The sequence below is a fragment of the Pseudomonas sp. genome (assembly GCF_041601375.1).
Taxonomy (GTDB): Bacteria; Pseudomonadota; Gammaproteobacteria; order Pseudomonadales; family Pseudomonadaceae; genus Aquipseudomonas.
Genome location: NZ_JBFIIG010000144.1, coordinates 1 through 10,816, shown reverse-complemented (window position 1 = coordinate 10,816; position 10,816 = coordinate 1). Strand labels below are relative to the sequence as shown.

The 10,816-nt window shown below is 66.2% G+C and carries 10 protein-coding genes and 1 pseudogene; 4 read left to right on the top strand and 7 right to left on the bottom strand.

The genetic code is table 11. The features are described from left to right. From ABZE94_RS16495 to mgtE, 4 genes and pseudogenes are all read left to right on the top strand, one after another. Nucleotides 1-360, top strand: a pseudogene (locus ABZE94_RS16495) (TetR/AcrR family transcriptional regulator); the annotation flags it as partial. 254 nt (nucleotides 361-614) lie between these two features. Beyond that, on the top strand, nucleotides 615-1,493 hold the full coding sequence (gene aguB / locus ABZE94_RS16490; protein ID WP_372876570.1) for an N-carbamoylputrescine amidase: 879 nt from the start codon (nucleotides 615-617) through the stop codon (nucleotides 1,491-1,493). A gap of 93 nt (nucleotides 1,494-1,586) precedes the next feature. After that, the gene (gene aguA / locus ABZE94_RS16485; RefSeq protein WP_372876569.1) at nucleotides 1,587-2,693 is read left to right on the top strand and encodes an agmatine deiminase; all 1,107 of its coding nucleotides are present in this window, start codon (nucleotides 1,587-1,589) and stop codon (nucleotides 2,691-2,693) included. A gap of 98 nt (nucleotides 2,694-2,791) precedes the next feature. Then, a complete protein-coding gene (mgtE, locus tag ABZE94_RS16480; protein ID WP_372876568.1) occupies nucleotides 2,792-4,438 on the top strand; it encodes a magnesium transporter in 1,647 nt (548 codons plus the stop codon). A 237-nt stretch (nucleotides 4,439-4,675) separates the two neighbouring features. Here mgtE and ABZE94_RS16475 read toward each other — a convergent pair whose 3' ends face one another. The 7 genes from ABZE94_RS16475 to ABZE94_RS16445 form a co-directional block, all read right to left on the bottom strand. After that, nucleotides 4,676-6,412, bottom strand: coding sequence for a SulP family inorganic anion transporter (locus ABZE94_RS16475; RefSeq protein WP_372876567.1), 1,737 nt, complete (start codon nucleotides 6,410-6,412; stop codon nucleotides 4,676-4,678). Continuing rightward, nucleotides 6,409-8,154: a TIGR01244 family sulfur transferase gene (locus ABZE94_RS16470; RefSeq protein ID WP_372876566.1), complete on the bottom strand. Its 1,746-nt coding sequence runs from the start codon at nucleotides 8,152-8,154 to the stop codon at nucleotides 6,409-6,411. Before ABZE94_RS16470 ends, ABZE94_RS16475 begins: the two co-directional genes overlap by 4 nt. A 10-nt stretch (nucleotides 8,155-8,164) precedes the next feature. Continuing rightward, nucleotides 8,165-9,028, bottom strand: coding sequence for an MBL fold metallo-hydrolase (locus ABZE94_RS16465; RefSeq protein ID WP_372876565.1), 864 nt, complete (start codon nucleotides 9,026-9,028; stop codon nucleotides 8,165-8,167). 183 nt (nucleotides 9,029-9,211) lie between these two features. Beyond that, entirely contained in the window at nucleotides 9,212-9,400 is a 189-nt protein-coding gene (locus ABZE94_RS16460; RefSeq protein ID WP_372876564.1) for a DUF2892 domain-containing protein, read from the bottom strand. 14 nt (nucleotides 9,401-9,414) lie between these two features. Beyond that, complete coding sequence (locus ABZE94_RS16455) at nucleotides 9,415-9,834, bottom strand: DUF6691 family protein (RefSeq protein WP_372876563.1); 420 nt, start codon at nucleotides 9,832-9,834, stop codon at nucleotides 9,415-9,417. A 2-nt stretch (nucleotides 9,835-9,836) separates the two neighbouring features. Beyond that, nucleotides 9,837-10,298 (bottom strand): YeeE/YedE family protein, encoded by a 462-nt coding sequence (locus ABZE94_RS16450; protein ID WP_372876562.1) that lies wholly within the window; start codon nucleotides 10,296-10,298, stop codon nucleotides 9,837-9,839. Next, nucleotides 10,295-10,621, bottom strand: coding sequence for an ArsR/SmtB family transcription factor (locus ABZE94_RS16445; protein ID WP_372876561.1), 327 nt, complete (start codon nucleotides 10,619-10,621; stop codon nucleotides 10,295-10,297). Before ABZE94_RS16445 ends, ABZE94_RS16450 begins: the two co-directional genes overlap by 4 nt. Between the last annotated feature and the right edge of the window lie 195 nt (nucleotides 10,622-10,816).

The window sequence follows — 10,816 nt, the reverse complement described above, 5'->3', positions numbered from 1 at the left end:
TCGCGCATCGTCGAACAGCGCATGCTGGCGATCTACGCGGCCGATCCGGCGGCGCGCCAGCTGATCCTCGCCCAGCACGGCCTGAGCGAGGTGACTCAGGCCGACCGCCAGCACGACCTCGAGCTGGGCCGGCTGATGCAGGCGCTGTTCGAACGGCATTTCGATCTGCCGCCACTGCCGGACGATGTCGACGTGTTCGCCCTGGCCATGGAACTGGGCGACCGCGTCTACGCCCGCTCGGTGCAACTGCACGGCAGCATTACCCCGCGCCTGGCCGAAGAAGGCATGCGCGTGTTCGACGCCTATCTGGGCCTGTACCTGCCGCCGTATCTGCCGAAACGCGCCGCAGCGCTGGGGTAACGCCCATGGCCATGCGTCAGCCTCGCGGAATGCAGGAGCGGCGGGGACGCCTAGTCGGGGGGCCATAGCCATAGCCATAAATACAGATATTTATCTGCTATTTTGTCGGCTAAAACTCACAAAAAGATTGAACACCCTTTTAAAACGGATTTTTATCGATTATAAAGTCACCTAATCGCTCGCCGACACGGCGTCGTAACCGGTCGTCTGCTAGCGTGTAACGACCACCGCTCATTGCTCCTACGAGGTGTTCCATGTCCCGCACCGTCACCGTCGCCGCTACCCAGATGGCCTGTTCCTGGGATCGTGCCGCCAACATCGCCAACGCCGAGAAACTGGTGCGCCAAGCCGCGGCCCAAGGCGCGCAGATCATCCTGATCCAGGAACTGTTCGAGACCCCGTACTTCTGCCAGAAGCCCAACCCGGACTACCTGCAGTTGGCGACCACGGCGGACGCCAACGAGGCCATCGCCCACTTCCAGAAGGTCGCCAAGGAACTGCAGGTGGTGCTGCCGATCAGCTTCTTCGAGCTGGCCGGCCGCGCACGCTTCAACAGCATCGCGATCATCGATGCCGACGGCAGCAACCTGGGGACTTATCGGAAAAGCCACATCCCGGACGGCCCCGGCTACCACGAGAAGTATTACTTCAACCCGGGCGACACCGGCTTCAAGGTGTGGAACACCCGCTACGCCAAGATCGGCGTGGGCATCTGCTGGGACCAGTGGTTCCCCGAGACCGCACGCTGCATGGCGCTGCTCGGCGCCGAGATCCTGTTCTACCCGACCGCCATCGGTAGCGAGCCGCATGATCCGACCATCAGCTCGCGCGACCATTGGCAGCGCGTGCAACAGGGCCATGCCGGCGCCAACCTGATGCCGCTGGTGGCGAGCAACCGCATCGGCCGCGAAGACCAGGGCGATTACCACATCAACTTCTACGGCTCGTCGTTCATCGCCGACCAGTTCGGGGCCAAGGTCGAAGAGCTCAACGAAACCGAGGAAGGCGTGCTGCTGCACCGCTTCGACCTCGACCAGCTCGAGCATATCCGTAGCGCCTGGGGCAGCTTCCGCGACCGCCGGCCGAACCTCTACGGGCCGATCAAGACCCTGGACGGCTCGCTGGAGTCCTGAATCGAGTAGGGTGCGCGGGGTCGCCCAGGCCGTGCGCACCGCCCCCACGCAATCGGTGCGCACGGCGCACCCTACGCCACGCAGGTAGATACGATGAGCACCCTGACCAGCACCCCCCGCGCCGACGGCTTCCGCATGCCGGCCGAGTGGGAAACCCATAGCCAGACCTGGATGGTCTGGCCCGAGCGCCCGGACAACTGGCGCCTCGGCGGCAAGCCGGCGCAGGCCGCCTTCGCCGCCGTGGCCAAGGCCATCGCCGCGTTCGAGCCGGTGACCGTCTGCGTCTCTGCCGGGCAATACGAGAACGCCCGCGCCCGCCTCGACCACGACGCTATCCGCGTGCTCGAGATCAGCAGCGACGACGCCTGGGTGCGCGACACCGGGCCAACCTTTGTCACCAACCAGCTGGGTGAAGTCCGTGGCGTCGACTGGGCCTACAATGCCTGGGGCGGCCTCGATGGCGGCCTGTACTTCCCATGGCAACGCGACGACCAGGTGGCCGGCAAGATCCTCGAGGTCGAAGGCTGCGCGCGCTATCGCAGCGAGGGTTTCGTCCTCGAGGGCGGCTCGATTCACGTCGACGGCGAAGGCACCCTGATCACCACCGAGGAATGCCTGCTCAACCGCAACCGCAACCCGCACCTGGACCGCGAGGCGATCGAGCAGATGCTGCGCGAGCACCTGGCCATCGACAGGGTGATCTGGCTGCCGGACGGCCTGTTCAACGACGAGACCGACGGCCACGTCGACAACTTCTGCTGTTACGTGCGCCCGGGCGAAGTGCTGCTGGCCTGGACCGACGACCCGCAGAACCCCAACTACCCGCGCTGCCAGGCGGCCCTACGGGTGCTGGAACAGGCGCGCGACGCCAAGGGTCGGCAACTGATCGTGCACAAGATGCCGATCCCCGGCCCGCTGCATGCCACTGCCGAGGAGTGCGCCGGGGTCGACCTGGTCGCCGGCAGCCAGCCACGCAGCCCAGACGTGCGCCTGGCCGGCTCCTACGTCAACTTCCTGATCGTCAACGGCGGCATCATCGCGCCCCGCTTCGACGATCCGCTGGATGAACAAGCCCGCGCCATTCTCCAGCGCCTGTTCCCCGAGCACCGGGTGGTGATGGTGCCCGGCCGCGAAATCCTGCTCGGTGGCGGCAACATCCACTGCATCACCCAGCAGCAGCCGGCGCCGCAACGCGCCTGACAAACGAGTTCATACCGCCCTCGCCTGCCCCTGTGCAGGCGAAGGGCGGAAGAGGGTTAGCAGGCAACAGCAGCCGTGCCGGTGTTACTCTGGCGTCCATGAATTCGAGCAAACCAGACCCCAGCCTCAACGACGAGAACCACACTCGGACCGAGAGCGCGCACATCGTTCAGGCCCTCAGCGACGGCAAGAACAAGCGTGTGCGCAAGCTGCTGAGCCGCATGCACCCGGCCAAGATCGCCGCCCTGCTCGAGATGCTCGACGCCGAGCAACGCATGGCCCTGTGGCAACAGATCGAACCCGCGCTCGAAGACCGCATCCTGCCCCACCTCAGCCTCGAACTGATCGGTCAGTTGGCCGGCGACTCGGCGGAGACGACCTACGCCAGGCCAGAGCCGGAACACCCAAAAAGTACGGTCAACCACCTGGAAGCCGTGCGCGATGCGCTGAACCTGAAGAAACTCAAGCGTGTCGGCAAGATTCTGCACCGCATGCACCCGGCCAAGATTGCCGGGCTGCTCGAAGCGCTGCCGCCCGAGGAACGCCGCAGCGTGTGGAGCATGGTCGACACCGAGCGCGCCGGCAAAGTCCTGACCTACCTGCACGATGAAATACGCGGCGCCCTGGCCCTCGACCTGGATCTCGAGGAGCTGATCGCCTCGGCCGAGCACCTCGAACTCGATGACCGGGTCGACCTGATCCAGACCTTGCCCGGCGAGCTGGGCAACAAACTGTTGTTCGCCAGCAGCGCCAGCCAGCGCAAGCAGCTCGAGTCGATGCTGTCCTATCCCGAGGACTCGGCCGGCGGCTTGATGGATGCCGACGCCATCCAGATCCGCGCCGATGTCAAAGTCAGCACGGTGCTGCGCTATCTGCGCCTGCTGGAAAAACTGCCGCCACAGACCGACATGCTGATGGTGGTCGACCGCAAAGGTCATTATCAGGGCGGCCTGCGTCTGAGCAGCCTGGTCACCGCGGATTTGGCCCGCCCGGTGGCCGAGCTGATCGACCGCGACATCGCCGGCATCGCGGTAACCAGCGAAGGCAACGACGTCGCCCGGCTGTTCCAGGACCACGACCTGCTCTCCGCCCCGGTGGTGGATGAGCACAACCGGGTAATCGGCCGGATCACCGTCGACGACGTGGTCGACCTGATTCGCGAAGACTCGGACCGTGCCCTGATGCAGATGGCCGGTCTCGACGACGAAGCCGACATGTTCGCCCCGGTGCTGGTCAGTTCACGCCGCCGCGCGGTCTGGCTCGGCATCAACCTGATCACCGCCTTCAGCGCCGCCTGGGTGATCGGCCTGTTTCAGGCGACCCTCGAGCAGCTGGTGGCCCTCGCCGTGCTGATGCCCATAGTGGCGAGCATGGGCGGTATCGCCGGCAGCCAGACCCTGACCCTGGTGATCCGCGGCCTGGCCCTGGGCCAGGTGCAGAAAGGCAACATCCGCATCCTGCTCAACCGCGAACTGGGCATCTCCATCCTCAATGGCCTGCTCTGGTCGGTGGTGATCGCCTTGCTCGCCGTGCTCTGGTTCGGCGACTGGGGCATAGGCGCAGTGCTCGGCGCGGCCATCCTGGTCAACCTGCTGTGCGCGGCCCTGGCCGGCTGGGGCATCCCGCTGCTGCTCGAGCGCATGGGTATCGACCCGGCACTGGCCGGCAGCGTGATCCTGACCACGGTGACCGATGTCGTCGGCTTTTTCGCCTTCCTCGGCCTGGCCACGCTGCTGTTGCTGTAACTGACCGAGCGCAGAGTTTGCTCAACGTCACAGCGGGCGCTTTGGGCGGACCATAGAAAGCTGGCGGGCTGTCGCTGCGCTCCGAGGCCGCCCTACCCGCAGGCAGTGCACCGTGATTCATCGCCGCAGCAGCAATCTTGCCGGGTTGGCGCTGCGCTACGAACGCAACCCCACCCGCGCCGCCCAGCGAGCTTGAGGCGGCCGCAGTAGGCGAGCGTTGTTTACAAGATATCCGCGCTACCCCAGCGCCAGGGCGCGCCGCGCGCTCAGCGGATCGAGCGTGTGCAGTGCCTGGTACTGGCTGACGAACACCTGGCCGCCGAAGTGCTCGAGGAAATCCGAACGGCGCAGCTGATCCATCACCGGCCCCTTCACTTCCGACAGGTGCAGTTGCACCCCGGCCGCCTGCAGGCGCTCGACGATGGCTTCCAGACTTTCCAGGGCGCTGGCATCGATCAGGTTGACCCCCGGGCACATCAGCACCAGATGGCGCACCAGCGGGCGCGCCGCGATCAGCTCGCCGATGCGTTCTTCGAGAAAGCGCGCGTTGGGAAAATACAGGCTCTCGTCGACCCGCAGCGACAGCACGCTGGGGCTCTCCACCACGGCAAAGCGTTCGATGTTGCGAAAGTGTTCGCTGCCCGGCACCTGGCCGACCACCGCCACATGCGGGCGGCTGGTGCGCCAGAGGAACAACAGCAGCGACAGGCCGACGCCCAGCAGGATGCCCGCCTCGACTCCGAGCAGCAGCACCCCGCCGAGGGTCGCCGCCTGGGCCGCGCCGTCCTGGCGGGAATAGCGCCAGGTGCGGCCCAGGGCCTTGAGGTCGACCAGGCTGAGCACCGCGACCATGATGGTCGCGGCCAGCACCGCCTGCGGCAGGTTGTGCAGCAGCGGGGTCAACAGCAGCACGCTGAGGGCGATACCGCCGGCGGTCAGTACCCCGGCCATGGGCGTCTGCGCCCCGGCATCGAAGTTGACCACCGAGCGGGCGAAGCCGCCGGTGACCGGGAAGCCGCCGCTGAAGGCCGCCGCCAGGTTGGCGCCACCCAGACCGAGCAATTCGTTGTCCGGCTCGATGCGCTGACGACGCTTGGCCGCCAGGGTCTGCGCCACCGACACCGACTCGACGAAGCCGACCAGGCTGATCAGCAGCGCCGCCGGCAACAATTGCAGGGCCAGACGGTAGTCCAGGGTGGGCAGGCTCAGCCCCGGAAAACCCTGGGGCACCGCGCCGACGACCTTGACCCCGGCCTGCTCCAGTTGCAGCAGGCCGACCAGCAGAATCGAGACGATGATCGCCAGCACCGGTCCGGCCTTGGCCAGATTGCCGGCCATGCCGGCGCCCAGACCCAGACGCATGAGCAAGGGCTTGAGCCGGCCACGCACCCACCAGAGAAACAGCAGGCTGCAGGCACCGATCAGCAGGGTCGGGCCGTGCACCGCCGGCAGGTTGTGCAGCAGCGCCGGCAGCAGTTGCTGGAGGTTCTCGCCGGAGGCGGAAATGCCGAGGATATGCTTGAGCTGGCCGACCGCGATGAGAATCCCGGAGGCGCTGATAAAGCCGGAAATCACCGGATGGCTGAGGAAGTTGGCGACGAAACCCAGGCGCAGCAGGGCCATGCCGGCGAGCAGCAGCCCGGACAGCAGCGCCAGCAGCATGGCGGCGCCGACGTACTCGCCGCCGCCGGCGGGAAACAACGGCCCCAGGGCGGCGGCGGTCATCAGCGAGACCACCGCCACCGGGCCGACCGCCAGGGTGCGGCTGGAACCGAACAGGGCATAGGCCAACAGCGGCAGGATGCTGGCATAGAGCCCGGCCACCGGCGGCAAGCCGGCGAGCATGGCATAGGCCAGGCTCTGCGGAATCAGCATCAGGGTGACGATCAGCGCCGCCAGGCCATCCTGTGCGGCGCTGGCGCGGTTGTAGCGCCGGCCCCAGTCGAGGCAGGGCAGCCAGCGGCGCAGGCTCATTTAGGTTTCTCCCGTTCGAAGTTGCAGGCGGCCGGCGCGTCCACCGGCAAGGGATCATGCGCCAGGCGCTTGGGCGCGGCCAGCCACTCGTGCCCCCGCAGCATCAGGTCGAAGTAGATGCGCGGCATCAGCTTGACCTTCAGTTCCCAGGCCAGCCGGCACGGCACCGTCGGCTCGAGGGGAAAGGTCGGCAGCAACTTGCCGCCATAACCGAACTCGGCCAGCACCACCTTGCCCCGTTCCACCGTCAGCGGGCAGGCACCATAACCATCGTAGAGCGCGCGCGGGCCATGCCCGGCGAGTACCGCGAGGACGTTCTCGGCCACCACCGGCGCCTGTTTGCGTACTGCCGCGGCGGTCTTGGCATTGGGCGCAGCGCATACGTCGCCGAGGCTGAAGATATTGCCGAAGCGCGGGTGGCGCAGGGTTTCATGGTCGGCCTCGAGCCAGCCGCCGGCATTCGCCAGCGGGCTCTGGCGGATGAACTCGGGTGCCCGCTGCGGCGGCACCACATGGAGGAAATCGAAATCTTTTTCCACCACGCAGGTCTTGCCCGCGGCATCCACCTGTTTGAACCAGGCCTTGTGCCCCGGGCCATCGACCGCCGTCAGGGTGTGGTTGAAGTCGAGCCGCGCGCCATAGCGCTCGACGTACTGCATCAGCGGCGGGACGAAGTCGGCGACGCCAAACAGCACGCCACCGGCCGAGCAGAATTCCACCTCGATATCCTCCAGCACGCCTTGTTTGCGCCACCAGTCGCAGGACAGGTACATGGCCTTCTGCGGCGCGCCGGCACACTTGATCGGCATCGGCGGCTGAGTGAACAGCGCACGACCGCGGCGCAGGTTCTGCACCAGTTGCCAGGTATAGGGCGCCAGCTCGAACTGGTAGTTGGAGGTCACGCCATGCTTGCCCAGGGTTTGCCGCAGCCCGTCGATGCCATCCCAATCCAGCGTCAGGCCCGGGCAGACGATCAGGGCGCGATAGCCGACGCGGCTGCCGTCTTCCAGCACCACGCGCTGCTGCTCCGGCTCGAAGCCGGCCACCGCGGCATGCAGCCACTGCGCACCCCGGGGAATGCAGCGGGCCATCGGCCGTTCGGTCTGCGCCCGGTCGAATACACCGGCCCCGACCAGGGTCCAGCCCGGCTGGTAGTAGTGCTGCTCGCGCGGCTCGATCAGCGCGATGCGCAGCTGCGGGTTGCGCCGCAGCAGGCTTGCGCTCACCGCGCAGCCGGCCGCGCCACCGCCCACCACCAGCACGTCGTAGCGCTGGGTCGGGGCCCGCGGGGCCGTGTCGGCGGCAGCCAGCGGCGCCTGCTGCCAGCGCTGTTGCAGGCGTGGCAGCAGGCCGGACAGGTCATAGCCGGCGGCCTTGGCGGTGGCCAGCAAGACGTCGGGGTCGAGGTGGCGGGCCTCGCTCAGCGCCCACAGGCTGCTCGAGCGGGTGCCGGTACGGCAGAAGGCCAGGACCGGACCGCGCACCTGCTCGAGCAACTCGGCGAAGACCGCCACATCGTCCTCGCCGATCTGCCCGGAGATCACCGGCTGGTAGTGATAGTCCAGGCCGCTGGCACGGGCCGCGGCCTCGATCTCGGCCGAACTGGGCTGACCTTCGCCTTCGCCGTCCGGTCGGTTGTTGATCACACTGCGAAAGCCGGCCGCCGCCAGGGTGCCCATGTCGCCGGGTTGCAACTGGGCCGCCACGGCAATAAACGGCGTCAAGCGCTTGAGCGAGTCCATGAGCGTCTCCTCAAAGCACGTTGAGGGGGATTTTCAGGTAGCGGGTGCCGTTGTCTTCCGCCGGCGGTAGCTGGCCGGCGCGCATGTTCACCTGCACCGAGGGGAGGATCAGGGTCGGCATGCCCAGGGTGGCGTCACGCGTGCGGCGCATGGCGACGAAATCGTCCTCGCTGACCCCTTCGTGCACATGCACGTTGTGCGCGCGCTCCTCGGCCACCGTGGTTTCGTTGCGGAACTCCTCGCGCCCCGGCGCCTTGTAGTCATGGCACATGAACAGACGAGTCTGCTCCGGCAAGTCGAACAGCTTGCGGATCGAGCGGAACAGCACCCGCGCGTCGCCGCCGGGAAAGTCGCAACGGGCGGTGCCGTAGTCGGGCATGAACAGGGTGTCGCCAACGAAGGCGGCGTCGCCGATCACATAGGTCAGGCAAGCCGGGGTGTGCCCGGGCGTATGGATGACGCGGGCTTCGATATTGCCAATCAGGAAACGCTCGCCGTCGGCGAACAGGCGGTCGAACTGGCGGCCATCGGTGGCGAACTCGGGCCCGGCATTGAACAGCTTGCCGAAGGTGTGCTGCACCAGGGTGATCTGCTCGCCGATGGCCAACTGGCCGCCCAGCTCGCGCTTGAGGTAGAGCGCGGCGGACAGGTGGTCGGCGTGCACGTGGGTTTCCAGCAGCCAATCGACCCTCAGGTCCTGCTCGCGCACATAGGCGATCAGGCGGTCGGCGTTCTGCTGCGAGGTGCGGCCGGCGGCCGGATCGTAGTCGAGCACCGAGTCGACGATGGCGCAGCGCTGGGTCGCCGGGTCGCTGACCACGTAGCTGTAGGTGAAGGTGGCGGGATCAAAAAAAGCTTCTACGTGCGCTTGCATGGTGACGGTCCTCTTTCTATATACCCCTAGGGGTATTTAATTAAGGATTATCGTAACTATTTTTTGGTTCTATACTTAGAATTATTAGTCATATTACCGGCAGCTCTTACTGCGGCCGCCTTTAAGTGCAAAACGAAAACGGGCGCCATGCAAGCGCCCGTCATCTGCGCATCGGCCAGCCTCTCAGGAGCGTTTGCAGCTATTGATGCCCAGTAGCGAATACGCCGGGCATATGCGCAGCAGGCCGGTGGCCAGCGGCACGACGCCGATCCAGCCCCACAGGCCGATGGACCCGCTCAAGCTCAGGCCAATCAGAATCAAGCCGACGGCGATGCGCAGGCTACGGTCGATGCTGCCAACATTGGTTTTCATGATGATCTCCAGATTTAATGGCTGCGCTGGCGTTCCAGCGCGGTGAACAACAGCATTCCGGCCAGCATGGCCAGAACGAAAACGATGACCTGCCAGTGACCGCTGAACAGAATGGCCAGCGCCGGCCCCGGACAGATCCCGGCAATGCCCCAACCGATGCCGAACACCAGGCTGCCGCCGATCAGCCGCGGGTCCAGCTCGCGTTTGGCCGGCAGTTGCATCGGCGCGCCGAGCAACGACTGCCCACGGCGCTTGGCCCAGGCCAGCGGCGCCGCGGCGACTGCGATGGCGCCCACCATCACCAGCGCCAACGACGGATCCCAGGCCCCCGCCAGATCGAGGAAGCCCAGCACCTTGGTCGGGTTGACCATGCCGGACAGCAGCAGACCGATGCCGAAGAGCAAGCCGGCCAGCAATGCAGTCAGTTTGCGCATGTTCAGCCCCCCAACAGATGACGCAGGACAAAGACCGTGCCGAAACCGGCGGCCATGAAGGCGAACGTCGCCACCAGCGAGCGCGGCGATAGCCGGGAAACGCCACAGACGCCATGGCCGCTGGTACAGCCGGAGCCGTAGCGGGCACCCACACCGACCAGCAGGCCGGCCACCAGCAAGCCCAGCCAGCCACTCTGGAACTCGATCGTCGGCAGCACGCTGAACAGCCCCCAGAGCAGCGGCGCTAGCAGCAGGCCGAGGAGAAACAGCCCCTTCTCCGCCCGCCCCTCGCCGCCCTCCAGGACCGAACCGAGCAAGCCGCTGATGCCGGCGATGCGGCCGTTGAACAACACGAACAGGCCGGCGGCCAGGCCGATCAGTGCCCCGCCCGCGAGGGCGCTCCAGGGCGTGAAATTCAACCAGTCGATGGCGACCCCGTCGATGGCGACCCCGTCGATACTCATGAGGCTTCTCCTGCGCAGAACAACTGGTACAGCGTATCGATCACCGCCAAGGCGGCCGGGCTGCTGATGCGGTAATGGATCTGTTTGCCTTCGCGGCGGGTTTCCACCAGCCCTTCGCGGCGCAACACCGCCAACTGCTGCGACAGCGTCGGTTGCTGGATGCCGAGCAGGCCTTCCAGCTCACTGACGTTGCGCTCGCCTTGCGAGAGCTGGCAGAGCAGCAGCAGACGGTCGGGATTGGCCAGGGCCTTGAGCAGCTGCCCGGCCGCATCGGCGTTGGCGCGCAACTGCTGGATATCGAGTGTCTGTTCGGGAGCGTTCATGGTGCGAGCCTTCAATTAACCTAAAAATAATATATTTTATTGTATATTGTCATGCAAGCAGAAATCGTCCCGACAAGACCTGCCGTGGTAATGCCCGCGCCCGAGGCGCTGCGCATTGCCCGCCAGCTCTCGTAGGATGTGACGGGCCGCGTAGGCTTGAGCGCAGCCATACCCATCAACCGCGTTATGCCTGTA

Excerpts from the sequence above, each read along its gene's own strand:
- aguA (WP_372876569.1), top strand. The coding sequence starts at position 1,587 with ATGAGCACCCTGACCAGCACCCCCCGCGCCGACGGCTTCCGCATGCCG.
- ABZE94_RS16460 (WP_372876564.1), bottom strand. The coding sequence starts at position 9,400 with ATGAAAACCAATGTTGGCAGCATCGACCGTAGCCTGCGCATCGCCGTC.
- ABZE94_RS16470 (WP_372876566.1), bottom strand. The coding sequence starts at position 8,154 with ATGGACTCGCTCAAGCGCTTGACGCCGTTTATTGCCGTGGCGGCCCAG.
- ABZE94_RS16475 (WP_372876567.1), bottom strand. The coding sequence starts at position 6,412 with ATGAGCCTGCGCCGCTGGCTGCCCTGCCTCGACTGGGGCCGGCGCTAC.
- mgtE (WP_372876568.1), top strand. The coding sequence starts at position 2,792 with ATGAATTCGAGCAAACCAGACCCCAGCCTCAACGACGAGAACCACACT.
- ABZE94_RS16445 (WP_372876561.1), bottom strand. The coding sequence starts at position 10,621 with ATGAACGCTCCCGAACAGACACTCGATATCCAGCAGTTGCGCGCCAAC.
- ABZE94_RS16455 (WP_372876563.1), bottom strand. The coding sequence starts at position 9,834 with ATGCGCAAACTGACTGCATTGCTGGCCGGCTTGCTCTTCGGCATCGGT.
- aguB (WP_372876570.1), top strand. The coding sequence starts at position 615 with ATGTCCCGCACCGTCACCGTCGCCGCTACCCAGATGGCCTGTTCCTGG.
- ABZE94_RS16450 (WP_372876562.1), bottom strand. The coding sequence starts at position 10,298 with ATGAGTATCGACGGGGTCGCCATCGACGGGGTCGCCATCGACTGGTTG.
- ABZE94_RS16465 (WP_372876565.1), bottom strand. The coding sequence starts at position 9,028 with ATGCAAGCGCACGTAGAAGCTTTTTTTGATCCCGCCACCTTCACCTAC.